Annotated in this window: 19 protein-coding genes; 5 read left to right on the top strand and 14 right to left on the bottom strand. The window is 70.4% G+C overall.

What is annotated here, in order from left to right; genetic code table 11:
- Positions 1-45: 45 nt before the first annotated feature.
- The 5 genes from tkt to pgl are packed head-to-tail and all read left to right on the top strand — an operon-like array spanning position 46 to position 6708.
- Positions 46-2133 (top strand): transketolase, encoded by a 2088-nt coding sequence (tkt, locus tag OG252_RS37870; RefSeq protein WP_266441509.1) that lies wholly within the window; start codon positions 46-48, stop codon positions 2131-2133.
- A gap of 34 nt (positions 2134-2167) precedes the next feature.
- On the top strand, positions 2168-3286 hold the full coding sequence (gene tal / locus OG252_RS37865) for a transaldolase (RefSeq protein WP_266441507.1): 1119 nt from the start codon (positions 2168-2170) through the stop codon (positions 3284-3286).
- A gap of 4 nt (positions 3287-3290) precedes the next feature.
- Positions 3291-4814 carry a glucose-6-phosphate dehydrogenase gene (gene zwf / locus OG252_RS37860; protein WP_266441503.1) on the top strand — a complete coding sequence of 508 codons (1524 nt, stop codon included), beginning with the start codon at positions 3291-3293 and terminating at the stop codon, positions 4812-4814.
- The gene (gene opcA, locus OG252_RS37855) at positions 4811-5929 is read left to right on the top strand and encodes a glucose-6-phosphate dehydrogenase assembly protein OpcA (protein WP_329341856.1); all 1119 of its coding nucleotides are present in this window, start codon (positions 4811-4813) and stop codon (positions 5927-5929) included. The genes zwf and opcA overlap by 4 nt, the downstream gene beginning before the upstream one ends.
- Positions 5926-6708 carry a 6-phosphogluconolactonase gene (gene pgl / locus OG252_RS37850; RefSeq protein WP_266441496.1) on the top strand — a complete coding sequence of 261 codons (783 nt, stop codon included), beginning with the start codon at positions 5926-5928 and terminating at the stop codon, positions 6706-6708. Before opcA ends, pgl begins: the two co-directional genes overlap by 4 nt.
- Positions 6709-6813: 105 nt before the next feature.
- On the opposite strand, the gene OG252_RS37845 is transcribed toward pgl, so the two are convergent.
- The 14 genes from OG252_RS37845 to uvrC all read right to left on the bottom strand — a co-directional run bounded on the left by OG252_RS37845 (position 6814) and on the right by uvrC (position 25882).
- Complete coding sequence (locus OG252_RS37845) at positions 6814-8202, bottom strand: FAD-binding oxidoreductase (protein ID WP_329341853.1); 1389 nt, start codon at positions 8200-8202, stop codon at positions 6814-6816.
- Between the two features lie 174 nt (positions 8203-8376).
- Positions 8377-10191, bottom strand: coding sequence for a LuxR C-terminal-related transcriptional regulator (locus OG252_RS37840; protein ID WP_443068449.1), 1815 nt, complete (start codon positions 10189-10191; stop codon positions 8377-8379).
- 137 nt (positions 10192-10328) lie between these two features.
- Positions 10329-11984: a glucose-6-phosphate isomerase gene (gene pgi / locus OG252_RS37835; RefSeq protein WP_329341851.1), complete on the bottom strand. Its 1656-nt coding sequence runs from the start codon at positions 11982-11984 to the stop codon at positions 10329-10331.
- Positions 11985-12050: 66 nt separating this feature from the next.
- A complete protein-coding gene (locus OG252_RS37830) occupies positions 12051-13319 on the bottom strand; it encodes an MFS transporter (protein ID WP_266441488.1) in 1269 nt (422 codons plus the stop codon).
- A 134-nt stretch (positions 13320-13453) separates the two neighbouring features.
- Positions 13454-13789, bottom strand: a complete 336-nt coding sequence (locus OG252_RS37825; RefSeq protein ID WP_078615979.1) for an RNA polymerase-binding protein RbpA — start codon at positions 13787-13789, stop codon at positions 13454-13456.
- Between the two features lie 215 nt (positions 13790-14004).
- Entirely contained in the window at positions 14005-14235 is a 231-nt protein-coding gene (secG, locus tag OG252_RS37820) for a preprotein translocase subunit SecG (protein WP_053753335.1), read from the bottom strand.
- Between the two features lie 100 nt (positions 14236-14335).
- Positions 14336-15091, bottom strand: coding sequence for a triose-phosphate isomerase (gene tpiA / locus OG252_RS37815; RefSeq protein WP_266448658.1), 756 nt, complete (start codon positions 15089-15091; stop codon positions 14336-14338).
- 42 nt (positions 15092-15133) lie between these two features.
- Positions 15134-16345, bottom strand: a complete 1212-nt coding sequence (locus OG252_RS37810) for a phosphoglycerate kinase (RefSeq protein ID WP_329341847.1) — start codon at positions 16343-16345, stop codon at positions 15134-15136.
- Between the two features lie 134 nt (positions 16346-16479).
- Positions 16480-17490 (bottom strand): type I glyceraldehyde-3-phosphate dehydrogenase, encoded by a 1011-nt coding sequence (gap, locus tag OG252_RS37805; RefSeq protein ID WP_307673985.1) that lies wholly within the window; start codon positions 17488-17490, stop codon positions 16480-16482.
- A gap of 224 nt (positions 17491-17714) precedes the next feature.
- Positions 17715-20666, bottom strand: a complete 2952-nt coding sequence (locus OG252_RS37800; RefSeq protein WP_329341843.1) for a M14 family metallopeptidase — start codon at positions 20664-20666, stop codon at positions 17715-17717.
- Between the two features lie 152 nt (positions 20667-20818).
- A complete protein-coding gene (whiA, locus tag OG252_RS37795; protein WP_266441473.1) occupies positions 20819-21808 on the bottom strand; it encodes a DNA-binding protein WhiA in 990 nt (329 codons plus the stop codon).
- Entirely contained in the window at positions 21799-22866 is a 1068-nt protein-coding gene (locus OG252_RS37790) for a gluconeogenesis factor YvcK family protein (protein ID WP_266441467.1), read from the bottom strand. Before OG252_RS37790 ends, whiA begins: the two co-directional genes overlap by 10 nt.
- Positions 22863-23831, bottom strand: a complete 969-nt coding sequence (gene rapZ / locus OG252_RS37785; protein WP_266441457.1) for an RNase adapter RapZ — start codon at positions 23829-23831, stop codon at positions 22863-22865. Before rapZ ends, OG252_RS37790 begins: the two co-directional genes overlap by 4 nt.
- A complete protein-coding gene (gene uvrC, locus OG252_RS37780) occupies positions 23828-25882 on the bottom strand; it encodes an excinuclease ABC subunit UvrC (protein ID WP_266441448.1) in 2055 nt (684 codons plus the stop codon). Before uvrC ends, rapZ begins: the two co-directional genes overlap by 4 nt.
- Positions 25883-26218 lie beyond the last annotated feature (336 nt).

Here is a 26218-nt window from a genome sequence, read left to right as displayed (position 1 = left end):
CGGCATTCGACATGCGTGACATGTGGAGAGGAGCCCTGACCCAGGGTGAGCACCAAGCCGACCACCACAGACCTCGAGTGGACCGAGTTGGACCAGCGGGCCGTCGACACCGCCCGTGTCCTGGCCGCCGATGCCGTACAGAAGGTCGGCAACGGCCATCCCGGTACGGCGATGAGCCTGGCACCCGCCGCGTACACCCTCTTCCAGAAGGTGATGCGGCACGACCCGGCGGACCCCGACTGGGTCGGCCGCGACCGCTTCGTGCTGTCCGCGGGCCACTCGTCCCTGACCCTCTACACCCAGCTGTACCTGGCCGGCTTCGGCCTGGAGCTGGACGACCTGAAGGCCTTCAGGACGTGGGGTTCGAAGACCCCCGGTCACCCCGAGTACGGCCACACCACCGGTGTGGAGACGACCACCGGCCCGCTGGGCCAGGGTGTCGCCAACGCGGTGGGCATGGCGATGGCCGCCCGCTACGAGCGCGGTCTGTTCGACCCGGACGCGCCTGCCGGCGAGAGCCCCTTCGACCACTACATCTTCGCGATCGCCGGTGACGGCTGCCTCCAGGAGGGCATCTCCGCGGAGGCGTCCTCCCTGGCCGGCCACCAGAAGCTCGGCAACCTCGTCCTCCTGTGGGACGACAACCACATCTCCATCGAGGGCGACACCGAGACAGCCGTCTCCGAGGACACCGCCAAGCGCTACGAGGCGTACGGCTGGCACGTGCAGCGGATCGCCCCGAAGCCGGACGGCGACCTCGACCCGCACGCCATCTACAACGCGATCGAGGCCGCGAAGCAGGTGACGGACAAGCCGTCCTTCATCGCGATGCGCTCGATCATCGCCTGGCCCGCGCCGAACGCGCAGAACACCGAGGCCGCGCACGGCTCGGCGCTCGGTGACGACGAGGTCGCGGCCACCAAGCGGGTCCTCGGCTTCGACCCGGAGCAGAGCTTCGAGGTCGCGGACGAGGTCCTGGGCCACACCCGCGCGCTGGGCGAGCGGGGCCGTCAGGCCAAGGCCGAGTGGGAGAAGTCCTTCCAGGAGTGGCGCAACAACAACGCCGAGCGCGCCGCCGAGTTCGACCGCGTCGCCGCGGGCGAGCTGCCGGCCGGCTGGGAGGAGAAGATCCCGGTCTTCGAGGCGGGCAAGGGTGTCGCCACCCGTGCCGCGTCCGGCAAGGTGCTCCAGGCGCTCGGTGCGGTCATCCCCGAGCTGTGGGGCGGCTCCGCCGACCTGGCCGGTTCGAACAACACGACGATCGACAAGACCTCGTCGTTCCTCCCGGCGGACAACCCGCTGCCGGAGGCGAAGCCGTACGGCCGCACGATCCACTTCGGTATCCGTGAGCACTCGATGGCCGCGGAGATGAACGGCATCGCGCTGCACGGCAACACCCGTATCTACGGCGGCACCTTCCTGGTGTTCTCCGACTACATGCGCAACGCGGTGCGCCTGTCGGCCCTGATGCACCTGCCGGTGACGTACGTGTGGACGCACGACTCCATCGGCCTGGGCGAGGACGGCCCGACCCACCAGCCGGTCGAGCACATCGCGTCCCTGCGCGCGATCCCGGGCTTGAACGTGGTCCGTCCCGCGGACGCGAACGAGACCGCGATCGCCTGGCGCGAGATCCTCAAGCGCTACACCAAGGTGTTCGGCAAGGGCGCCCCGCACGGCCTGGCGCTGACCCGTCAGGGCGTGCCGACGTACGAGCCCAACGAGGACGCGGCCAAGGGCGGTTACGTCCTGTTCGAGGCCTCCACGGGCACGCCCGAGGTGGTGCTGATCGCCACCGGTTCCGAGGTGCACGTCGCCGTCGAGGCGCGCGAGCAGCTCGAGGCCGACGGTGTGCCGACGCGGGTCGTGTCCATGCCGTCCGTGGAGTGGTTCGAGGAGCAGGACCAGGGGTACCGGGACAGCGTCCTGCCGCCGGCGGTCAAGGCGCGAGTCGCGGTCGAGGCCGGCATCGGTCTCACCTGGCACAAGTACGTGGGCGACGCCGGTCGCATCGTTTCCCTGGAGCACTTCGGTGCTTCGGCCGACGGCAAGGTCCTCTTCCAGGAGTTCGGCTTCACTGCCGAGAACGTGGCCGCCAAGGCCCGGGAATCCATCGCCGCCGCCCAGCGCTGACGCTCATATACGACACGTAGGAGATGCAATTTCCATGACAGACGCACTCAAGCGCCTCTCCGAGGAAGGCGTGGCGATCTGGCTGGACGACCTGTCGCGCAAGCGGATCACGTCCGGCAACCTCGCCGAGCTGATCGACCAGCAGCACGTCGTGGGCGTCACCACCAACCCGTCGATCTTCCAGAAGGCGATCTCGCAGGGGGACGGCTACGACCAGCAGGTCTCCGACCTCGCCGCCCGCAAGGTCACGGTCGAGGAAGCCATCCGCATGATCACCACGGCGGACGTCCGTGACGCCGCCGACATCCTGCGCCCGGTCTTCGACGCCACCGGCGGCCAGGACGGGCGGGTGTCGATCGAGGTCGACCCGCGCCTGGCCCACAACACCAAGGCCACGGTGGCCGAGGCCAAGCAGCTCGCCTGGCTGGTGGACCGCCCCAACACCCTCATCAAGATCCCGGCCACCAAGGCGGGTCTGCCGGCGATCACCGAGACCATCGGTCGCGGGATCAGCGTCAACGTGACGTTGATCTTCTCGCTGGAGCGCTACCGCGAGGTCATGGACGCCTACCTGTCCGGCCTGGAGAAGGCCAAGGCGGCGGGTCTCGACCTCTCGAAGATCCACTCCGTGGCGTCCTTCTTCGTGTCCCGCGTGGACACCGAGATCGACAAGCGGCTCGACGCGCTCGGCACCCCCGAGGCCAAGTCGGCCCGCGGCAAGGCCGGCGTCGCCAACGCGCGTCTGGCCTACCAGGCGTACGAGGAGGTCTTCTCGACCGACCGCTGGAGCACCCTGGAGAACGCGGGCGCGAACAAGCAGCGTCCGCTGTGGGCGTCGACCGGCGTGAAGGACCCGGCGTACAAGGACACGATGTACGTCGACGACCTGGTGGCGCCGAACACGGTCAACACCATGCCGGAGGCGACCCTGTTCGCCACCGAGGACCACGGCCAGATCACCGGCAACACCATCGCCGGCACGTACGAGCAGGCCCGCGCCGACCTCGACGCGGTCGAGAAGCTCGGGATCGGCTACGACGACGTGGTCCAGCTCCTGGAGGACGAGGGCGTCGAGAAGTTCGAGGCGTCCTGGAACGACCTGCTCAAGTCGACCGAGGCGGAACTCAAGCGCCTCGCCCCCTCGGAGGGCTGACACCTTGTCGAGCAGCAATCCGCTGCGTGACCCCGCCGACCGACGGCTCCCGCGTATCGCGGGGCCGTCGGGCCTGGTCATCTTCGGCGTCACGGGCGATTTGTCACGAAAGAAGCTCATGCCCGCGGTGTACGACCTCGCGAACCGGGGTCTGCTGCCGCCGGGTTTCTCGCTGGTCGGCTTCGCGCGGCGCGAGTGGCAGAACGAGGACTTCGCCCAGGAGGTCCACGACGCCGTCAAGGAGCACGCCCGTACGCCGTTCCGTGAGGAGGTCTGGCAGCAGCTCATCCAGGGGATGCGCTTCGTTCAGGGCACCTTCGACGACGACGAGGCGTTCGAGCGGCTGCGCGGCACCATCGAGGAACTCGACAAGGCGCAGGGCACGGGCGGCAACTTCGCCTTCTACCTGTCCGTGCCGCCGGGCGCCTTCCCGGTGGTCATCCAGCAGCTGAAGAAGCACGGACTGGCCGACCAGTCGAGCGGCTCCTGGCGGCGCGCGGTCATCGAGAAGCCCTTCGGTCACGACCTGAAGTCGGCCGAGGAGCTCAACACGACGGTCGAGGAGGTCTTCGCCCCGGACCAGGTCTTCCGTATCGACCACTACCTGGGCAAGGAGACCGTCCAGAACATCCTGGCGCTCCGCTTCGCCAACACGATGTTCGAGCCGATCTGGAACCGGTCCTTCGTGGACCACGTGCAGATCACCATGGCCGAGGACATCGGCATCGGCGGCCGGGCCGGCTACTACGACGGCATCGGCGCCGCCCGTGACGTCATCCAGAACCACCTGCTCCAGCTGATGGCCCTCACCGCCATGGAGGAGCCCGCCTCCTTCGACGCGGACGCGCTGGCCGCGGAGAAGACCAAGGTGCTCGGCGCGGTGAGACTGCCGAAGGACCTGGGCCGGGACACCGTCCGCGGACAGTACGCGGCCGGCTGGCAGGGCGGCGAGAAGGTCATCGGCTACCTCCAGGAAGACGGCATCAACGCCCAGTCCAAGACCGACACCTACGCGGCCATCAAGCTGGAGGTCGACAACCGCCGTTGGGCGGGCGTCCCCTTCTACCTGCGCACCGGCAAGCGCCTCGGCCGCCGCGTCACCGAGATCGCGGTGGTCTTCCAGCGGGCCCCGCACTCCCCCTTCGACCACACGGCGACGGAGGAGCTCGGCAAGAACGCGATCGTCATCCGCGTCCAGCCCGACGAGGGCGTCACGGTCCGGTTCGGCTCCAAGGTGCCGGGCACCTCGATGGAGATCCGGGACGTGTCCATGGACTTCGCGTACGGCGAGTCCTTCACGGAGTCCAGCCCCGAGGCGTACGAGCGGCTCATCCTCGACGTGCTGCTCGGCGACTCGAACCTCTTCCCGCGCACGGAGGAGGTCGAGCTGTCCTGGAAGATCCTCGACCCGATCGAGGAGTACTGGGACCGGCACGGCAAGCCCGCCCAGTACCAGGCCGGCACCTGGGGCCCCGGTGAGGCGGACGACATGCTCGAGCGAGACGGACGGAGCTGGCGCCGGCCATGAAGATAGACCTCACGGACACCACGGCCAGCAAGATCAACAAGGCGCTGGTGCAGGGCCGCCGGGCCATCGGCACACCGGCCGTCGGCATGGTGCTCACCCTGGTCATCGTCACGGACGAGGAGAACGCGTACGACGCCCTGAAGGCCGCCAACGACGCCTCGCACGAGCACCCCTCGCGCACGCTCGTGGTCATCAGGCGCGTCTCTCGTTCGCCCCGCGACCGTACGCAGTCCCGCCTCGACGCCGAGGTGCGGGTGGGCGTGGAGGCGGGCACCGGCGAGACGGTCGTCCTGCGGCTGTACGGCGAGGTCGTGAACCACGCCCAGTCGGTCGTCCTGCCGCTGCTGCTGCCGGACGCCCCGGTGGTGGTCTGGTGGCCGGTGAACGCGCCGCTGGACCCGGCGAACGACCCGCTGGGCGCGCTGGCCCAGCGCCGGGTCACCGACACCTACGCCTCCGAGCAGCCGGTACGGGAGCTCGGCGCCCGCGCCGACACCTACACGCCCGGCGACACCGACCTCTCCTGGACCCGCATCACGCCCTGGCGTTCGATGCTGGCCGCCGCCCTCGACCAGGTCACCTGCGAGGTCGAGGCCGTCGAGGTGGAGGGCGAGGAGTTCAACCCGAGCTGCGAGCTGCTGGCGATGTGGCTCGCGGACCGGCTGGACGTGCCGGTGAAGCGGTCGCTGTCGTCGGGCCCCGGCCTCACGGCGGTCCGGATGAACACCGACTGCGGCCCGATCGTCCTGGACCGCGCCGACGGCTCCCTCGCCACCCTCTCGATCCAAGGTCAGCCGGACCGTGCGGTGGCGCTCAAGCGGCGCGAGACGGCCGAGCTGATCGGGGAGGAGCTGCGGCGGCTGGACCCGGACGACACGTACGCGTCCGCGCTGCGGTTCGGGGTCGACCGCCTGAACGTCTCGCACGCCAAGGGCGCCAAGGTGTCCGGGACGGAGAAGGCCACCGAGAACGCCACGGAGAAGTCCGACCCTGCCGAGGGACCGGTGGCCAAAGGAGAAGCGGTCGCGGTCCCTGCTCCCGTCGAAACGGCTGCGAAAGCACCCGCGAAGGAAGCGGCGGCGCCGGCCCCGGTGAAGAAGGCGGCGGCGAAGTGAGCACTCCGCAGCTGGTCGTGCACCACGACAAGGAGCTGATGGCCCAGGCCGCCGCGGCCCGCCTGATCACCAAGATCGTGGACGCGCAGGCCTCCCGGGGCTCGGCGTCCGTGGTCCTCACAGGCGGCCGCAACGGCAACGGCCTGCTGGCCGCGCTCGCCGCCGCCCCCGCCCGGGACGCCGTCGACTGGGCCCGGCTGGACCTGTGGTGGGGCGACGAGCGGTTCCTGCCCGAGGGCGACCCGGAACGCAATGTCACGCAGGCCCGCGAGGCCCTGCTGGACTCCGTGCCCCTGGACCCGAAGCGCGTGCACGCCATGCCCGCGTCGGACGGTCCGTACGGCGCCGACGCGGACGCGGCTGCCGCCGCCTACGCGGAGGAGCTGGCCCGGGCGGCGGGCCCCGAGAACCATGGGGCCGCGCCGACCTTCGACGTCCTGATGCTGGGCGTCGGCCCGGACACCCATGTGGCGTCCCTGTTCCCGGAACTCCCCGCGGTACGGGAGACCGAGCGCACGGTCGTCGGCGTCCACGGCGCCCCGAAGCCGCCGCCGACCCGTATCACCCTCACCCTCCCCGCGATCCGCGCCGCTCGCGAGGTCTGGCTCCTGGCAGCCGGCGAGGACAAGGCACAGGCCGCGGCGATCGCCCTGTCGGGCGCGGGCGAGATCCAGGCCCCGGCGGCGGGCGCGTACGGCAGGCAGCGCACGCTGTGGCTGCTGGACTCGGCGGCGGCCTCACAGCTGCCCCGGTCGCTGTATCCGGCAGCCTCACCCTGAGCTCTGCCGGCTCTTCGGAAAGCCCCAGCGCCGGATGGCCGGCCTGGGGCTTTCTGCTGTCCTCGGACTTTCTGCTGTCCTCGGATTTCCTGCCGTCCTGATGTCTCACGGGGCGATGTTGTGATTGAGGCGGAACAGGTTTCCCGGGTCGTAGCGGCGCTTGATGTCGGTCAACCGGGCGTAGTTGCTTCGATAGTTGGCGCGGACCCGGTCCTGGTCGTCGCCGTCCATGAAGTTGACGTAGCCGCCCCCGGAGGAATGCGGTTCGAGGGCCGCGTAGAAGCCGCGCACCCAGTCCTTCTGGGCCTCGCAGTCCTCCCGGGTGGTCAGGGTGGGGCTGAGGGCGGTCGAGAAGTCGGCGTCCCGGTAGGAGAAGGCGGTGTCCTCCGGTCCGACCCGGTGGCAGGCGCCGTCGATGGGGAAGACGACCGTCACGCTCTGGATGGACGGGGTGGAGGCGCCGTGTGCGACGTACGCGTCGATGGCACCGTCCGGCAGTCCGTGGCTGAAGGCGCCCTTCCAGTAGTGGAACAGGCCGGCGGGGACCAGCTCGTCGAAGAGCGTGTTGATCACCGGGTAGGGCATGCGCTCCAGGTGCTGCCCCAGCACCGGACCGAGTTCGCCGAGCCGGGCGCGGATCCGGTCGTCCTGGTCCTCGGGCCCGGTCCAGCAGGCGACCACTCCGCAGACCGGCCGCCCGTGCCACCGCTCGGGGAGGAACGGGAGCGGCGGGCCGAGTCCTACGACGAGCACGGCGCCGAGTCGTTCCTCGGATGCGGCGACCAGGTCCCGGTAGCGGCGGATCACATCACCGTCGAGCGGGTAGAACGTCGGACCGCCGAGGATGTCGGCCACGGGGTGCAGCCGGTAGACGAAGGACGTGACGACTCCGAAGTTCCCCCCGCCCCCGCGCACCGCCCACATCAGGTCGGCGTTGTGCTCGTCCGTGCAGGTCAGGAAGGACCCGTCGGCCGTCACCAGGTCGACCGAGACGAGGTTGTCGCAGGCCAGGCCGAACTCGCGGGCCAGGTAGCCCATGCCGCCGCCGGTCGTCAGACCGCCGACTCCAGTGGTGGAGACGATCCCGCCCGTGGTGGCCAGGCCGAAGGCGTGCGTGGCGTGGTTGACGTCGGCCCAGGTGCAGCCACCCTCGACCCGCGCCGTGCGGGTCTCGGGGTCGACGCGGATCCCGCGCATCCGTCCGAGGTCGAGCACGACCCCGCCGTCGCAGGTCCCGTAGCCGGGGACGCTGTGGCTGCCGCCGCGCACCGCGAGCGGCAGCCCCGTCTCGCGGGCGAGGTCGACGGTGGCGATGACATCGCCCGCGTCGACGGCCCGGACGACGATCGCCGGCCGCTTGTCGTGCATGGCGTTGTAGACCTTGCGGGCCTCGTCGTAGTCGGGGTCGCCGGGCCGGACGACATCGCCGCGTACCGCTCCGCGCAGCCGTCCCAGCAGCTGCTCGTCGAGGGCCAGTGGGGTGTAGGTGGTCATGGCCGCCGCCTGCTTTCTGCTGTCCGTCGGGCCGGAGAACCGTTGCACCACCTGTGTACGCGCGGGGCCGGGCGGCGCGCATCGCGGAAACCGCCCATTTCGCCGGAACGGGCGTGGGCGGAACGGCCCATGGCGCCCCGGAACAGCGCACAGCCCGTGGCATCCCGGCCTATGTCACACGAGACCGTGCGTGTACGCGTACGCCGTCGCCGCGGCCCGTGAGGACACGTCGAGCTTGGCGAAGATGTTGTTGAGGTGGCGGGCGACGGTGTGCTCGCTGATCACGAGTTCGGCGGCGATCGACCGGTTCGTCCAGCCCGCGGCGACCAGCCGCAACACCTGGACCTCCCGCTCGGTGAGCGCGCCGGGCCGGTGCGGGCGCACGCTGTCCAGGAGCGCGGCGGCCCGGCGGGCGTCCGGCGCGGCACCCAGCCGTGCGAAGGTGTCCCGCGCGGCCCGCAGTTCCATCCGGGCGCCGTCCTCGTCACCGGCGCTCCGGTCGGCGGCGGCCAGGGTCATCCGGACCTGCGCCGCCTCGTAGGGGACCCCGAGGGCCAGCCACAGCTCCAGTGCGCGACGCAGCAGAGGCAGCGCTCCGTCGACGTCATGGGCGGCGAACGCCAGGGCGCCGCCCGCCGACGCCGCCAGGGCGTGCAACACGGTCGCCTCCGAACCGCACCGCCGCTGCCAGTCGCGGGCCAGGACCTGCAACTCCTCCGCCGCCGCCCGGGCCTGGTCGAGCCGGCCGAGGGCGAGGGAGACCTCCGCCTGGGCGGCGAGCAGCCGGCTGCGCCCGAGGCGGCTGTTCCCGTCGTCCGGTCCCGGACGATCGGCCTCACCGGGCTCGCCCGCAGGGGCGGCCACACCTGCTTCGCCTGCCTCGCCTGCCTCGCTCGCCAGGGCGAGCCGCAGCGCGGCGGCCGCGGCATCGGCCTTGCCCTGCGCCAGGCGCAGCAGGGCGAGGCCGGGCTGCGGGTCGCGGCCGAGTCCATGCGCCCGGTCGTAGGCCGCCTCGGCCGCGGCCAGGTCGCCGCGCCGCCGCTGGATGTCCCCGGCGAGGTAGAACGCCTCGGCGGCGATCCGGCCCTCGTAGGGCAGCAGCTCCTCACAGGTCCGCGTGGCCTCGGTCAGCGCCTGGGGCCAGGCGCCGCGCAGCTCCAGCACCTCCACGCGGTGCACCCGGCACAGGCCCCGGAAGTTGTTCTCCGCCGGCATCGACGCGCACCACCGCATGGCCGCGTCGGTCCATTCGGCGGCGCGTTCGAGGTCGGCGCAGGCCATGCAGCGCTGGAGGCCCAGGCAGTAGATCCACCCGGTGAAGAAGGAGCTGAGCTCGCCCGCCATCGCCGAGCACATGGCGTCGTCCAGCAGATCGAGCCCGACGGCGACCCGCCCCTGAGCCAGCAGGATGCCCGCCTGCACCTGGACGCTCATGGCGTACAGGTCCGGGTCGGCGCAGCGGCGCGCGATGCCGGCCATGCGCCGTGCCGAGGCCATGGCCTCGTCGAAGGCGCCGCGCTCCTGTGCGGCCTCCGCCTCCATCCACGCGAGATAGCACTGTTCGGCGCACTCGGTCCGGTCCTGGAGATGCTGGCGTGCCCGGCGCAGCCAGCCGGCCGCCACGGCCGTACGTCCCGCCAGCTGGTGCTCGTAGAAGAGCATCCAGGCGCAGTACCCGGCCTGCCGGTCCGCGCCCGCAGCGGCATAGCCGGAGTACGCCCTCATCCGCGCGGTGATCGACTCCTCCACGCGGCTCGTCCACCAGGCGGCGTCGGCGAGGGCGGCGAAGTCGTCCGGGGCGAGGCGGGCGGGATCGATACCGCCGAGGAGGCGGTACGCGTCGGCCCAGGCCTCTCGGGCGACGGCTTCGCGCGCCTGCCGCAGGGCCTCCGGGGCGGCCGTCGCGGCGCTGGCGTCCGCCGCCTGCTCCGACGTCTGCTCCCTCGTCCGGCCGAGCCGCTGCCCGGTGCCGGTGGTCTGGTCAGCCACGGCCGGCTCCTTCCGCGCTCCCAGTGAGCCGGATCACCCCTTACCAGGATAGGCAGGACGACCGGACGGAGCTCCGCCCGCGAACGCCACGAGGCAGGGAAGCGGACAGCCGTACCCGTCCGCTCCCCTACCCGCGCTCACTGCCGGCCGCGCAGCTCCCGGTACGTCGACACCAGAGCCTTCGTGGACGCGTCCAGGCCCGGCACGTCGGCGCCCTCGGTGAGCGCCGGCTCCAGGCGCTTGGCGAGGACCTTGCCGAGTTCGACGCCCCACTGGTCGAAGGAGTCGATGTTCCACACCGCTCCCTGGACGAAGACCTTGTGTTCGTAGAGCGCGATGAGCTGGCCGAGGACCGACGGGGTCAGTTCGCGGGCGAGGATGGTGGTCGTGGGGTGGTTCCCCTTGAAGGTCTTGTGCGGGACCAGTTCCTCGGGAACGCCCTCCGCGCGCACCTCGTCGGGCGTCTTGCCGAACGCCAACGCCTGCGTCTGGGCGAAGAAGTTGGCCATCAGCAGGTCGTGCTGGGCCACCAGCCCGGGCAGAAGACCGGCGACCGGCTCGGCGAAGCCGATGAAGTCCGCCGGGATCAGCTTCGTGCCCTGGTGGATCAACTGGTAGTAGGCGTGCTGCCCGTTGGTGCCCGGGGTGCCCCACACGACCGGCCCGGTCTGCCAGTCGACGGGCTTCCCGTCCCGGTCCACCGACTTGCCGTTGGACTCCATGTCCAGCTGCTGGAGGTAGGCGGTGAACTTGGACAGGTAGTGGCTGTAGGGCAGCACCGCGTGCGACTGGGCGTCGTGGAAGTTGCCGTACCAGATGCCCAACAGGCCCAGCAGCAACGGCACGTTGGACTCGGCGGGCGCGGTGCGGAAGTGCTCGTCGACGAGTCGGAAGCCGTCGAGCATCTCCCGGAAGCGGTCGGGGCCGATGGCGGTCATCAGCGCGAGGCCGATCGCCGAGTCGAAGGAGTACCGGCCGCCGACCCAGTCCCAGAACTCGAACATGTTCGCCGTGTCGATGCCGAACTCCGACACCTTCTCGGCGTTCGTCGACAGCGCCACGAAGTGCCGGGCGACGGCCTCCTGCCCCGCCTTGAGCTCGGTGAGCAGCCAGTTGCGCGCCGATGTCGCGTTCGTGATCGTCTCGATGGTGGTGAAGGTCTTGGAGGCGATGACGAACAGCGTCTCGGCCGCGTCCAGGTCGCGGACGGCCTCGTGCAGGTCGGCGCCGTCCACGTTCGACACGAAGCGGACCGTGAGGTCGCGGTCGGTGTATCCGCGCAGCGCCTCGTAGGCCATCGCAGGGCCCAGGTCGGAGCCGCCGATGCCGACGTTGACCACGTTCCTGATGCGCTTGCCGGTGTGGCCGGTCCAGGCACCGGAGCGAACCCGCTCCGCGAAGTCGGCCATCCTGTCGAGGACGGCGTGCACCCCCGGCACGACGTTCTCCCCGTCGACCTCGGTCACCGCGTCGCGCGACGCCCGCAACGCGGTGTGCAGCACGGCCCGGTTCTCGGTGGTGTTGATCTTCTCCCCGCGGAACATGGCGTCCCTGAGGCCGAAGACGTCGGTCGCGGCGGCCAGCTCGCGCAGCAGCCGCAGGGTCTCGTCGGTGACGAGGTGCTTGGAGTAGTCGATGTGCAGGTCACCGACCTGCACCGTGTACCCCCTGCCGCGCCCGGGGTCGGCGGCGAACAGCTCCCGCAGCTGCACCTCGCCGAGCTCCTCGCGGTGCTTGGCCAGAGCGGTCCACTCGGGCGTCTGGTTGAGCCTGGTACGGCCGTCTGCGTTCATGTCGGACTTCAGCCTCTTTCCTACCTGTCCCTGCCGGTCCCAACCTAGTTGATCAGCCCTAGTTGATCAGCGTGGGGCGTGAGCTGTCGTGACGCCGTCGTCGGGCGCGACTACAGATACGTCCGTCCCAAGCGTGGGTATCAGCGAGGCGACGGCCAGAATGAAGAAGCCGGCCGCCAGCAGGGCCGGAGCGTTCAGGCCCCAGGCGGTGGCCACGGCACCGCCCAGCAGCGCGCCCAGGGGCGCACCGGCGACCGCCAGGGTCCGGAAGGCCGAACTGACCCGGCCCAGCAGCTCGGCGGGGCTGCGCTCCTGCATCAGCGTCCGCGTGTTGACGTTCCACACCATGCCCATGAACCCGAAGACGGCCATGGCGGCCGCCAGCGCGACCATGCTGCGCACCGAGCCCATGACGACGAGCGCGCCGGTCTGCACCGTCCCGGCGAGCAGCACCGCACGCACGCGTCCGAGGCGGGCGACGATCCGGCCGCTCGCCGTTCCCCCGGTCAGGCCGCCGACCGCGTACGCGGTCGTGGCCGCCGCGTACCCCGCCGCACCGGCGCCCAGCCAGCCGGTCACCAGGAAGACCAGACCAGCGATGAGGGCACCGACGCCGATGTTGCAGAGGGCCGTCGCTGCGCACAGCGCGCGCAGGGCCCGGTCGCGCCGCAGGGTGCGCAGCCCTTCGGCGATCTCGCGGCGCAGGGTGCTGCCCGTCGGTCTCGGCGTCCGCTCGGGCACGGCGGTCGGCAGCGACGCGACCAGGGCGGCCGCCAACAGGAAGGTCACCGCGTCGACCCCGAAGGGCATCGCGGCGCCGACCACCAGCAACAGCGGCACGACGGGTGCGGCCACGAGTCCGCCCGCGATCTGCTGGCCGGTCATCAGGCGGGCGTTGGCGCTGCCGAGCGCCTCGCGGTCCACCAGGGCGGGCAGCAGGGCCGTGGCGGCGTTGTCGAAGAGCGTCTGCAGGGTGGTCAGGGCGAAGGCCAGCGCGATCAGCAGGCCGATCGAGGCGTGCCCGAACGCGACGGCCACCGCGAAGCAGGCGACGAGCAGCCCTCGTACCGCATCCACCATCCACATGGCCCGCCGCTGGTCCACCCGGTCGGCGACGGCACCGCCGAGCAGCCCGAAAACGATCCACGGCAGATAACCGCAGGCGGTCACGGACGCGACGAGCAGCGGCTCGTCGGTCAGGGACACCGCGAGCAGGGGGAGCGCGGCGCCGCGCAGTGCGTCACCGAAGCTGGAGAGCACGGCGGCACTCCATAGCCGCCCGAATCCCCCACGCCACGCGGGCGCACGCACGCCCGTTGCATCAGCCGTCGCCACCGTTCCCCCTCACGATTCGCCTGTTCACAAACCGTAGAGGGCACCACTGACAATCGGCCTCGGCGCGACAGCCGGCTCAGGGCGCCGAACAAGTCCGGCCGGGCATCCACGGATGCCCGGCCGTCTCTCAACTCCTAGATCTCGCCCCGCAGTTTGGCGAGCGCTTCGGCGAGGATCGCCTCGCCGTCCGCGTCGCTGCGCCGCTCCCGCACATAGGCGAGGTGCGTCTTGTAGGGCTCGGTGCGCGGTGGGTCCGGCGGGTTGTCCCGGTCCTGGCCTGCTGGAAAGCCGCAGCGCGGGCAGTCCCAGGTTTCGGGAACCTGCGCGTCGCTGGCGAAGCTGGGCACCGTTTCGTGCCCGTTGGAGCACCAGAAGGAGATGCGCAGCCGGGGCGCGGACTCGCCCCGCTCGGCCTCGCCCATCGGCCCCGCCCCGACCCGGCTTCCTCGGATCGCGTTGCCACTTGCCACGGTCGTAACTCCCTGCGTGATGGTGCCGCAAAGCGAGTCGGCGTTTCGCTTCGCTGCGAGCGCCTCAGTCTACGTAAGGCCCAACGCGCGTCCAGTGATTCGAGTTACAGCTCCCATACACACAGACGCAAGCCCCATGATAGGCCGCGCTCAGGTGCGCGTACCGAACATGGGGCCTTACGTGCGGATCGGGCGTGCTGCGTGTGCGACGCTGATCAGTTGTTCGCCTTCATCAGCAGGCCGAGCACGACAATGCACGCGAACCACAGCAGACCGACCACCACGGTGATGCGGTCGAGGTTGCGCTCGGCGACCGAGGAGCCACCGACGGACGACTGCATGCCGCCACCGAACATGTCGGAGAGGCCGCCGCCCTTGCCCTTGTGCATCAGCACCAGCAGCATCATCAGCAGGCTGAAGACGATCAGGGCGATCGAGAACCCCATAACCACGGCTGGACCAACTTCCTCGGATCTGGACAGACGACGGGGCACAGCGACAGCGCTGTGCCCCGCAAGAGTACGACGTTCCGCTGCTACCGCATACTCACTGGTCGCGGAAGCGCGCGATCTTGACGAACTCCTCCGCGTCCAGCGAGGCACCGCCGACCAGGGCGCCGTCGATGTCGGCCTGGGCCATGATCTCGGCGACGTTGCCGGACTTCACGGAGCCGCCGTACTGGATGCGGACCTTGTCGGCCAGCTCCTGCGTGTACAGCTCGGCGAGCTTGCCGCGGATGGCCGCGCAGACCTCCTGCGCGTCCTCGGCGCCGCAGACCTTGCCGGTGCCGATGGCCCACACGGGCTCGTAGGCGATCACGATCGACTCGGCCTGCTCGGCCGGGATGTCCGTCAGGCCGCCCTCGACCTGGGCGAGCGTGTGCGTGACGTGGTTGCCCGCCTCGCGGATCTCCAGCTCCTCGCCGACGCACAGGATCGGGGTCAGGCCGTGCTTGTAGGCGGCCTTGACCTTGGCGTTCACGAGCTCGTCGGTCTCGTTGTGGTACTGGCGGCGCTCGGAGTGGCCGATCGCCACGTACGTGCACTTCAGCTTGGCCAGCATCGAGCCGGAGATCTCGCCGGTGTAGGCACCGGAGTCGTGCGCCGAGATGTCCTGGGCGCCGTATTTGATCTTGAGCTTGTCGCCGTCGACCAGGGTCTGCACGGAGCGCAGGTCGGTGAAGGGCGGCAGGACGGCGACCTCGACGGCGTCGTAGTCCTTGTCGGCCAGGGCGAAGGCGAGCTTCTGGACGTGCGCGATGGCCTCGAGGTGGTTGAGGTTCATCTTCCAGTTGCCGGCCATCAGCGGCGTGCGCCCCGAAGAAATAGATGCAGCCATTAAGGGTCAGTCCTCCAGTGCGGCGAGGCCGGGGAGCGTCTTGCCCTCGAGGTATTCGAGGGAGGCGCCGCCGCCGGTCGAGATGTGGCCGAATGCGTTCTCGTCGAAGCCCAGGATGCGGACGGCCGCGGCGGAGTCGCCACCGCCGACGACCGTGAAGCCCGGGGAGTCGAGGAGGGCCTGGGCGACCGCCTTGGTGCCCTCGGCGTAGTCGGGGTGCTCGAAGACGCCCATGGGGCCGTTCCAGAAGACGGTGGCGGCGTCGGCGAGCTTCGAGGCGTACAGCTTGCGGGTCTGCGGACCGATGTCCAGGCCCAGCTGGTCGGCGGGGATGGCGTCCGCGGCGACGGTGTTGGGATTCGCCGGCGCCTTGGTCTTCAGGTCCGGGAAGTCGGTGGAGGTCAGCACGTCGACGGGCAGGACCAGTTCGACGCCGTTCTTCTCCGCCCGCTCGATGTACTCCTGGACGACCGGGATCTGGTCCTCCTGGAGGAGGGAGGCGCCGACCTCGTACCCCTTGGCCTTGAGGAAGGTGAACACCATGCCGCCGCCGATGAGAAGGCGGTCCGCCTTGCCGAGCAGCTGGTCGATGACGGCGAGTTTGTCGGAGACCTTGGAGCCGCCGAGGGCGACGACGTACGGGCGCTTGACGTCCTCGGTGAGCTTCTTCAGGACGCCGACCTCGGTGGCGATGAGGTAGCCGGCCGCGTGCGGCAGGCGGGCCGGGAGGTCGAAGACCGAGGCGTGCTTGCGGTGCACCGCGCCGAAGCCGTCACCGACGTACACGTCCGCGAGGGCGGCGAGCTGGTCGGCGAAGGCGCCGCGCTCGGCGTCGTCCTTGCTCGTCTCGCCGGCGTTGAAGCGCAGGTTCTCGATGACGGCGACCTGGCCGTCGGCGAGGCCCGCGACCGTGGAGGTGGCGGACTCACCCACGGTGTCCGTGGCGAACTTGACCTCCGCGCCCAGGAGTTCACCGAGACGCGCGGCGGCCGGGCCGAGCGAGAAGGCCGGGTCCGGGGCTCCCTTGGGGCGGCCCAGGTGCGAGGCGACGACCACCCGGGCGCCCGCCTCCGCGAGGGCCTTGACGGTGGGCAGGACGGCGCGGATGCGGCCGTCGTCGGTGATGGTCGTGCCGTCCAACGGCACGTTCAGGTCGGCGCGGACGAAGACCCGCTGGCCGGCGACGCCTTCGGCGAGAAGTTCGTCGATCGTCTTCATTGAGGGGACTCCTGAGGAGGGCTCGTGATGCTCGTGATCGTAAGAGGGCTGGTCCGGTACGTGAGTCAGGGCTCGGGCAGCGCGTCCCTGCGCTGCCCGAGCCCTGACTCACATCAAAGTGCCTGCTCTGTTGATCAGAGCTGGTTGCCGACGAAGACCGTCAGGTCGACGAGGCGGTTGGAGTAGCCCCACTCGTTGTCGTACCAGCCGAGGATCTTCACCGAGTTGCCCTCCTGGACCATGGTCAGGGAGGAGTCGAAGGTGCAGGAGGCCGGGTCGCCGACGATGTCCGAGGAGACGATCGGGTCCTCGGTGTAGGTCAGGTAGCCCTTGAGGTCGCCGTCGTCGGAGGCCTTCTTGAACGCGGCGTTGACCTCGTCCTTGGTGACCTCGCGCTGCAGCGTCACGACCAGGTCGGTGGCCGAGCCGGTCGGGACCGGGACGCGCATCGCGATGCCGTCCAGCTTGCCCTTGAGCTGCGGCAGGACCAGCGCGGTGGCCTTGGCGGCACCGGTCGTGGTCGGGATGATGTTCTCGGCGGCGGCGCGGGCGCGGCGCAGGTCCGAGTGCGGGAAGTCCAGGATGCGCTGGTCGTTCGTGTACGCGTGGACGGTCGTCATCAGACCCTTGACGATGCCGAAGTTCTCGTCGAGGACCTTCGCCATCGGCGCCACACAGTTGGTGGTGCAGGAGGCGTTGGAGATGACGTGGTGGTTCGCCGCGTCGTACTTGTCCTGGTTGACGCCCATCACGATGGTGATGTCCTCGTCCTTGGCCGGAGCCGAGATGAGGACCTTCTTGGCGCCGCCGGTGATGTGCTTCTCGGCGTCGGCCTTCTTGGTGAAGATGCCGGTCGACTCGATGACGATGTCGACGCCCAGGTCACCCCACGGGATGTCGGCGGGGTTGCGCTCGGAGAGAACCTTGATCGTCTTGCCGTCGACAGTGATCGTGTCGGCGGTGTGCGACACCTCGGCCTTTAGGCGGCCCAGGATGGTGTCGTACTTGAGCAGGTGAGCGGTGGTCGCGGTGTCACCCAGGTCGTTGACAGCCACGATCTCGATGTCAGCACCCTGCTCCAGCAGCGCGCGGAAGTAGTTACGACCGATGCGGCCAAAGCCGTTGATGCCTACGCGGATCGTCACGAAACCGATCTCCTCGTTGGTACGCCGGTTCGAGACCGGCGAGCTGTATGGGATGTCCCCGACCGCCTACGACCCTACCTCCCTGACGGCTCCGGAGTGACATCGAGACGCCCCATACACGGCAGGGCGGCCCGTACCCGCCAGTAGGGGTACGGACCGCCCGGGCCCGAAGCCGGATCACCCGATGTGATCACGACGGATCACACGCGGTTGACCAGGCAGATTCACCCGTCGAGGGCCGCGAGTGCCTTCTTCACCAGAGCCCTCCGTTCGGCCGCCGAGGCGACGTGCTCCAGGCCGAAACCCAGCAGTACGGTGTCGTCCGTGGTGACCGCTCCGTAGGTCTGGAAGAGCGCCCCGGTGCGCACCCAGTCCTTGAGGACGGCCGGGCTGCCCGAGGGCGGTCCGGCCACGCTCCAGACGCCCAGCGACGTCTCGAAGCCCTCGGTCCCGGTGGGTGTGCCGCCGACGACCAGCGAGGCGTCGTCGGCGAGGACGCCGTGGCCGCCGCTGCCCGGGTCGGTGACGTAGCTGATCGAGACCTCGACCGACTTTCCGGCGTACGCGCTCAGGTCGAAGTTCACCTGCTGCCAGCCGCTGGAGGCGCCGGTGAGGGCGTTCCACGCACCGGTGGTGCCGGTCGCGGTGCAGCCGTCGGACGCCACGGTCAGATAGTGCTCGAGCTGGGGGTGCTCCCCTACGTAGTACCCGGCCTCGCACTCCGCGGGCACGGTGGCGCGGGTGGCACCGCCCGCCTCCGGGAGCGTGGTCCAGTCGTCGGCCCCGGTGGCGTGGGCCTCGACCAACACGTTGTCGTAGCCGGGCTCGGTGTCCCACAGCAGCTGGGTGCGGAGCGTGGGCTTGTCGGCCGCGCTCACCCCGGTGAGGTCGACGGTCCGGGTGAGCCGCTTGTACGCGTCGTCGGTGTGGACGGCCGCGGCCATGGAGGAGCCCGCGTAGGGCCCGTACGGGTTGACCGTCCCGGCGAACTGGCCCGCGCCCGCACTCGCGAACTGCGGGTACGTGGCCGCCGGCAACTCGTCGGACGTCACGCCGTACGTCCCGGCCCGGTCCAGCGGGTTGCCGGCCGCGGGGCCGAGTGCGCCCGTGAAGCCGGCGAGTGCGCCGGAGCCGGTGAAGCCGGTGGCCCCGGGGGTCGACGTACGTGTGTAGGCGCCCAGGTAGTACTGGCTGAAGTCGTTCGACAGGGTGCCGCCGCCGAGGTCGACGCTGCCGCCGGCCAGCTCGCCCGCCTCGACCAGCTTGCCGCCCTCGTTCAGGAAGGCGCGCAGCTGCAGCTGGGTGGCGACGCCCGGGGTGCTCGCGCCGGTGTAGTGGACGACCGTGTCGAAGTGGCTCAGCACGCCGAGCGCGTCGGGCGCGCCCTGGGTGGCGACGTCCCACACCAGCGCCTTGCGGCCGTTCGCCTTCAGCGCGTCGACGTACGTCTGCGCCTGTGTGGCGGTCGCACCCTCCTCGGCGACGACGAGGACGTCCGCGCGGGGCCGTTCGGCCACGGTGTAGGTGAAGCGCTCACTGGAGACCTTCTTGCCGCTCTTCGTCTCGCCGGTGAACCACACCTCGACCTTGTCGCCCGGATCGCCGTCCTGGACCTTGGCCCGGTACTCGTCGAAGTGGAGGTTGTCGTCACCGCCGTACGTCTCGCCGCCCTTCCACGCCCTGAGCGCCATGTCCTCCGTACGTCCGCCGTTGACGCGGTACTTGAGCTCCTTGTCGCGCACGGACTTCCGTACGACGACCGAGACCTCCTGGTCCGCTCCGCGCGAGTACGAGGTCGAGAACGCGGCCGGGGTGAAGTCGGCGGCGCTCAGGCCGGCCGCGGACTTCGGCTGGTCGGGCTTGGCGGCGGACTCGGCGAGGGAGAGCGCGAACGGGATGTTCTTGGCGAACTCCTGCTGGATCAGCGTCTCGTCGTCCGGGAAGGTGAAGATCGACAGGCAGTCGGCCGGCTCCCAGGCGTCGTTCGGGTCGACGTTCGAGGCGGTCTGGCAGGTCGACATCTCGGGGGTGAACATCGCCATGCCGTTGACGTTCGCCGCGTGGCCGTCGGCCTCGCCGTTGGTGGTGTACAGCTCCGAGGAGACCTGCGGGTGGTAACCCGGGATCGCGGAGTTCTCCGGGGTGCCGGCGAGTGCCTCGTAGAGGACGTCGTCCGGGGTGGGCGTGGCGACCTGCCAGCCGACTCCGTAGAGGAGGAGTTCGGCGGCGGAGTGGTAGTTGATGCCGTACTCGAAGCCGATGCGCCGCTCGAAGGCGTCCAGCGCCTTGGTCTCGGGCTCGGATCCGGGGGCCGCGCCGCGGTAGGTCTGGCTGGTGGGGTTGGGGGACGAGCCCTCGTCGTCGTAGCCCCACTTGTAGGCGAAGTTGCGGTTGAGGTCGACACCGTCGCCGGTGGTGATGGCGCCGTCGGCGTTGTTGTCGCGCAGGTTCTTGCGCCACAGGCGGTTGTCGGAGTTCTGGAAGGTGTAGTCGTAGCCGTCGGGGTTGGCCGACAGCACGAACCACAGCTCGGTCGAGTCGACGAGCTTCTTGATCTTCTTGTCCGTCTTGTAGTTGTCCAGGTAGTGGTGCATCAGCCGGCGGGTCATCTCCGGCGTGATCCACTCGCGCGCGTGCTGGTTGGACAGGTACAGGACGGACGGCTTGGAGCCGTCCTTGGACTTCTTGGCGCCCTTGGTCATCTTCAGCGCCAGGATGTCCTGGCCGCTGACCGTTCTGCCGATGGAGACGACCTTGGTGAGGTCGGGGTTCTCCTGCCCGGCCTTGACGATCTCCTCCTTCAGGCCGCCCTTTCCGCTGTACGGGCGGAACACGCCCTCGGCGGCTGCCTCGACGCGATTCGAGGCCTTGGCGGACAGCTTGTGCTCGGTGAGGTCGACGCCCTGGTCCTCGAGCTTCTCGGCCTGCTGGTCGGTGAGGTAGACCTCGACCGTGGCCTCGCCCTTCTCGGGTACCTGCTCGCCGAGTTCGTGGCCGTCCTGGCCGGCTGCCAGCAGCAGGGGTACCTGCTTCTGCGTGACGTCGGCGCGGAAGACCTTGACCTCGTTCGGATCGGGAGAACCTTCGTTCCCTGCGGCCTGGGCGATGGGTGCGATTCCCGCACCGCCCAGCAGGAGCGCGCCAACAGCGAGGATCGGTCTCGCTTTTCGTCTCATGAACCCCCCTAGCAGTGGTTCGCCACTCGGCGAACAGATGCCAGGCTCATGTCACTCCATGATCCAGTCAAGGGTGCCTCAACGACACGCAAACGCCGGTGCCGATCACCCAAGTGGGCGTCGGCACCGGCGTGTTGCGCTGAAGGCGGGGCTCACCCCACGAGGTTGTCCGCCATCTCCTCGGTGATGCTGGACTCGGTGCCCGGGATGCCGAGGTCCTGGGCCCGCTTGTCGGCCATCGCCAGCAGGCGGCGGATACGGCCCGCGACGGCGTCCTTGGTCAGCGGCGGGTCGGCGAGCGCGCCCAGCTCCTCCAGGGAGGCCTGCTTGTGATCCATGCGCAGCCGGCCGGCGGCCGCGAGGTGCTCGGGCACGTCGTCGCCGAGGATCTCCAGGGCGCGCTGGACACGGGCGCCGGCCGCGACGGCCGCACGCGCGGAGCGGCGCAGGTTGGCGTCGTCGAAGTTGGCGAGACGGTTCGCCGTGGCCCGCACCTCGCGGCGCATCCGGCGCTCCTCCCAGGCCAGCACGGACTCGTGAGCACCGAGCCGGGTCAACAGCGCACCGATCGCGTCACCGTCACGGACCACGACCCGGTCCACTCCCCGCACCTCGCGGGCCTTCGCGGCGATCGACAGCCGGCGGGCGGCGCCGACCAGGGCGAGCGCCGCCTCGGGGCCGGGGCAGGTCACCTCCAGGGAGGAGGAGCGGCCCGGCTCGGTGAGCGAGCCGTGCGCCAGGAACGCGCCGCGCCAGGCCGCCTCCGCGTCACAGGTGGCACCGGAGACGACCTGCGGGGGCAGGCCGCGGATCGGGCGGCCCCGGCCGTCGACCAGGCCGGTCTGCCGGGCCAGCTGGTCGCCGCCGGCGACCACCCGTACGACGTAGCGCGAGCCGCGGCGCAGTCCGCCCGGTGCCATCACGATCAGCTCGGAGCTGTGGCCGAAGATCTCCAGGATGTCCCGCTTGAGGCGGCGGGCCGCCATCGCGGTGTCCAGCTCCGCCTCGATCACGATGCGCCCGCTCACCAGGTGGAGGCCGCCGGCGAACCGCAGAATGGCAGAGACCTCCGCCTTCCTGCAGCAGGTACGGGTGACGGGGAGTCGGGAGATCTCGTCCTTCACCGCTGCCGTCATCGCCATGGGCCGATCCTTCCATGCATCCGAAAAATACGGTCGTACGCGGCGGCCAACAGCTCCGGGTCGTGCCGAGGAGTTCCGTCCCTCCGGGCGACCGGGGCCAGCTCGACCGCGGCACCGAGCCGCTTGGCGGCCTCGGTGAGCACTTCACGGTCGGGCACGGCGGCCTCGTCGGCCAGCACCACGTCCAGGGCGAGTTTAGGGGCGTGTCGTCCCAAAACCTCCAAATGACGCTGCGGGGAGAAGCCATCGGTTTCTCCGGGCTGCGGGGCGAGGTTCAGGGAGAGGACCCGGCGCGCCTTCGTCTGGGTGAGCGCGTCCAGGAGGTCGGGCACGAGCAGGTGCGGGATCACCGAGGAGAACCAGGAGCCGGGACCGAGGACCACCCAGTCCGCGTCGAGGACGGCCGCCACCGCCTCCGGCACCGCGGGCGGGTCGTGCGGCACCACGTGCACGGACTGCACCTCGCCGGGCGTGAGGGCGACGGTCGCCTGTCCCCGTACGGTGTCGACGTCCTCCGGGCGGTCCGGGTCGTGGCCCTTGACCAGGGCCTGCAGCTCCAGCGGTACGGCGGACATGGGCAGCACGCGCCCGTGCGCGCCCAGCAGCCTGCCGACCAGGTCGAGGGCCTGGACGTGGTCGCCGAGTTGCTCCCACAGAGCGACGATCAGCAGATTGCCGACCGCGTGTTCGTGCAGGTCGCCCTTGGACTGGAAGCGGTGCTGGATGACGCGGGCCCAGGTCTGGCCCCACTCGTCGTCGCCGCACAGCGCGGCCAGCGCCTTGCGCAGGTCGCCGGGCGGCAGTACGCCCAGTTCGTCGCGCAGGCGTCCGCTGGAGCCGCCGTCGTCGGCCACGGTGACGACGGCGGTGAGGTCGCCGGTGATCCGGCGCAGTGCGGCGAGCGAGGCGGACAGGCCCATGCCGCCGCCGAGGGCGACCACCTTGGGCTGGGCGCCGCGGCGGCGCGGTTTGGCACCGCGGGCCTCTACGGGCCGGCTCGCGCGCCCTTCGGGCACGGCCCGGCGCAGCCTGCTCAGCCGCGGAGTACGTCCTGTCATTCCCGTCCCATGTCCCGGTGCACGACCACCGTCTCCACGCCCTCGGCCGCGAGGCGCGCGGCGAGCTTCTCCGAGGTGGCGACCGATCGGTGCTTGCCGCCGGTGCAGCCGATGGCGATCGTCACGTACCGCTTGCCCTCGCGGCGGTAGCCGGCCGCGATGAGCCTGAGCAGTTCGGAGTACCGGTCGAGGAACTCCTTGGCGCCGGGCTGGTTGAAGATGTACGCGGCGACCTCCTCGTTGAGGCCGGTGAAGGGGCGCAGCTCCGGGACCCAGTGCGGGTTGGGCAGGAAGCGCATGTCCGCGACCAGGTCGGCGTCGACCGGGAGGCCGTACTTGAAGCCGAAGGACATGACGGTGGCCCGCAGCTCGGGTTCCTCCTCGCCGGCGAACTGGGCGTCCATCTTGGCGCGCAGCTCGTGCACGTTCAGGCTGGAGGTGTCGATCACCAGGTCGGCGTCGCCGCGCAGCTCGCGCAGCAGCTCGCGTTCGGCGGCGATGCCGTCGACGATGCGGCCGTCGCCCTGGAGGGGGTGCGGGCGGCGCACCGACTCGAAGCGCCGCACCAGGGCCTCGTCCGAGGACTCCAGGAAGACGATCCGCCGGGTGACGTTCTTGCCGTCCAGGTCGGCGAGGGACTCGCGGAGGTTGTCGAAGAAGCGCCGGCCGCGTACGTCGACGACGACCGCGATCCGCGCCACGTTGCCCTGGGAGCGGGCGCCGAGCTCCACCATGGTGGGGATCAGCGCGGGCGGGAGGTTGTCGACGACGAACCAGCCGAGGTCCTCCAGACACTTGGCGGCCGTCGAGCGGCCGGCCCCGGACATGCCGGAGATGATCACCAGCTCGGGGATGGCCGCGTCCGGGACCGCAGCCGTGTCGTTGGGCGTGCCCGTACTCACCTGTGCTCCGTCTCCGGCTTGGTCCCGTTGCTCGTCGTGCTCGTCGTGCTCGTTCACATTCATGTCTCCTGCCCCCGTCGTTCGTCCGGGGCGCCCATCGTCACGGACTCCCCACTGGAACCCATGGTGTCGGATTCCTCTTCCATGATCTCTCCGGTCGCCGTGTTCACGGCGGGTGCGGCCGGAGCCGCCTGGGCGAGGGCCACGGCGATCGTCTCGGCTGTCTTGCGGCCTATGCCGGGAACCTCGCAGATCTGGTCGATTGTCGCTGACCTCAGCTTTTTCACCGAACCGAAGTGCTTGAGGAGTGCCTGTTTGCGTGTCTCGCCCAGGCCCGGCACCTCGTCCAGGGGGCCGGCGCGGAAGCGCTTGGCGCGCTTGGTGCGCTGGTAGGTGATCGCGAAGCGGTGGGCCTCGTCGCGGACGCGCTGGAGGAGGTAGAGGCCCTCGCTGGTGCGGGGCAGGACCACCGGGTCGTCGTCGTCCGGCAGCCAGACCTCCTCCAGGCGCTTGGCGAGGCCGCAGACGGCGATGTCGTCGATGCCCAGTTCGTCGAGAGCCTTCTTGGCGGCGGCGACCTGGGGCCGGCCGCCGTCGACGACGACGAGCTGGGGCGGGTAGGCGAAGCGCTTGGGGCGGCCGTCCTCCTCGGTGAGGCCGTTGCCGAGGCCGTCGGCGTCGGTGGTCTCGCCGTCGGCCCACTCCCCTGTCCGTTCCTTCTCGGCGAGGTAGCGCCTGAAGCGGCGGGTGAGCACCTCGTGCATGGAGCGGACGTCGTCCTGGCCCTCGAAGCCCTTGATCTGGAAGCGGCGGTACTCGCTCTTGCGCTGGAGTCCGTCCTCGAAGACGACCATGGAGGCAACCACGTCGTCGCCCTGGAGGTGCGAGATGTCGTAGCACTCGATCCGGAGCGGGGCGCTGTCCAGGTCGAGGGCGTCGGCGATCTCCTCCAGCGCGCGCGAGCGCGTGGTGAGGTCGGAGGCGCGTTTGGTCTTGTGCAGCACGAGCGACTGCTGGGCGTTGCGCTCCACGGTCTCCATGAGGGCCTTCTTGTCGCCGCGCTGGGGGATGCGCAGCGACACGTTCGACCCGCGCCGCTCGGTGAGCCACTCCTGGACGGGCTCCACCGGGTCGGGCAGGGCCGGGACGAGAACCTCCTTGGGGACGGAGTCGCCGGTCTCCTCGCCGTAGAGCTGCTGGAGGGCGTGTTCCACCAGGGCGCCGGTGGTGATCTCCTCGACCTTGTCGGTGACCCAGCCGCGCTGACCGCGCACGCGTCCGCCCCGGACGTGGAAGATCTGCACGGCCGCTTCCAGCTCGTCCTCGGCGACCGCGATGAGGTCGGCGTCGGTCGCGTCGGCGAGCACGACCGCGCTCTTCTCCATGGCCTTCTTCAGGGCCCCGATGTCGTCCCGCAGGCGGGCCGCCCGCTCGTACTCCATCTCCTCGGCCGCCGCCGTCATCTGCTTCTCCAGGCGGCGCAGATACGTGCCCGTGCGGCCGGCCATGAAGTCGCTGAACTCGTCGGCGAGTTCGCGGTGCTCCTCGGCGGAGACGCGGCCCACGCAGGGCGCGGAGCACTTGCCGATGTAGCCGAGCAGGCAGGGGCGGCCGGTGCGGGCGGCGTTCTTGAAGACGCCGGCCGAGCAGGTGCGGACGGGGAAGACGCGCAGCAGGAGGTCGACGGTGTCGCGGATCGCCCACGCGTGGCCGTACGGCCCGAAGTAGCGCACGCCCTTCTTCTTGTGACCGCGCATCACCTGGACGCGCGGGAACTCCTCGTTCATCGTCACCGCGAGGTACGGGTAGCTCTTGTCGTCGCGGTACTTGACGTTGAACCGGGGGTCGTACTCCTTGATCCAGGAGTACTCCAGCTGCAGGGCCTCGACCTCCGTGGACACCACCGTCCATTCCACGGACGCGGCCGTGGTGACCATGGTGCGGGTGCGGGGGTGCAGGCCCGCCAGGTCCTGGAAGTAGTTCGCCAGGCGCTGGCGCAGGCTCTTCGCCTTTCCGACGTAGATCACCCGGCGGTGCTCGTCGCGGAACCTGTACACCCCGGGAGAGTCCGGGATCTGTCCCGGCTTGGGGCGGTAGCTGGAGGGGTCGGCCATGTCTCACACCCTACTGGCGGGAACTGACAGCGCGGCGGGCCTGTGGACAACGGTCCGCCACCGTCAGCGGGACTCCAGGAAGGTGAGAACCGCCGGTACCCGGCGGTGGTCGTCGGTGTCCTCCGTGAGGGCGAGGACCTCGCGCTCACGGCCGCCGAGGTGGGACAGGGCGCGGCGCGGCGCTGGGCCGAGAACAGCTCCTGCACGAGGGACGGGTCGACGACCGAGCCGCCCCTGCCGATCCGTTCCAGGGCCTCGATGAACTCGTCGACATCCGTGACCGGCTCTCGAGGAGATAACCGACCTTGCGGCCGCTCGCCGGCAGTTCCAGGGCGT

The organism is Streptomyces sp. NBC_01352 (genome assembly GCF_036237295.1).
In the GTDB taxonomy this organism is placed as follows: Bacteria; Actinomycetota; Actinomycetes; order Streptomycetales; family Streptomycetaceae; genus Streptomyces; species Streptomyces plumbiresistens.
This window is presented reverse-complemented; position numbering and strand designations above follow the sequence as displayed.

Excerpts from the sequence above, each read along its gene's own strand:
- pgi (WP_329341851.1), bottom strand. The coding sequence starts at position 11,984 with ATGAACGCAGACGGCCGTACCAGGCTCAACCAGACGCCCGAGTGGACC.
- OG252_RS37845 (WP_329341853.1), bottom strand. The coding sequence starts at position 8,202 with ATGACCACCTACACCCCACTGGCCCTCGACGAGCAGCTGCTGGGACGG.
- rapZ (WP_266441457.1), bottom strand. The coding sequence starts at position 23,831 with ATGAATGTGAACGAGCACGACGAGCACGACGAGCAACGGGACCAAGCC.
- tpiA (WP_266448658.1), bottom strand. The coding sequence starts at position 15,091 with ATGGCCGGCAACTGGAAGATGAACCTCAACCACCTCGAGGCCATCGCG.
- tal (WP_266441507.1), top strand. The coding sequence starts at position 2,168 with ATGACAGACGCACTCAAGCGCCTCTCCGAGGAAGGCGTGGCGATCTGG.
- uvrC (WP_266441448.1), bottom strand. The coding sequence starts at position 25,882 with ATGGCCGACCCCTCCAGCTACCGCCCCAAGCCGGGACAGATCCCGGAC.
- OG252_RS37790 (WP_266441467.1), bottom strand. The coding sequence starts at position 22,866 with ATGACAGGACGTACTCCGCGGCTGAGCAGGCTGCGCCGGGCCGTGCCC.
- opcA (WP_329341856.1), top strand. The coding sequence starts at position 4,811 with ATGAAGATAGACCTCACGGACACCACGGCCAGCAAGATCAACAAGGCG.
- OG252_RS37800 (WP_329341843.1), bottom strand. The coding sequence starts at position 20,666 with ATGAGACGAAAAGCGAGACCGATCCTCGCTGTTGGCGCGCTCCTGCTG.
- whiA (WP_266441473.1), bottom strand. The coding sequence starts at position 21,808 with ATGGCGATGACGGCAGCGGTGAAGGACGAGATCTCCCGACTCCCCGTC.
- OG252_RS37810 (WP_329341847.1), bottom strand. The coding sequence starts at position 16,345 with ATGAAGACGATCGACGAACTTCTCGCCGAAGGCGTCGCCGGCCAGCGG.
- secG (WP_053753335.1), bottom strand. The coding sequence starts at position 14,235 with ATGGGGTTCTCGATCGCCCTGATCGTCTTCAGCCTGCTGATGATGCTG.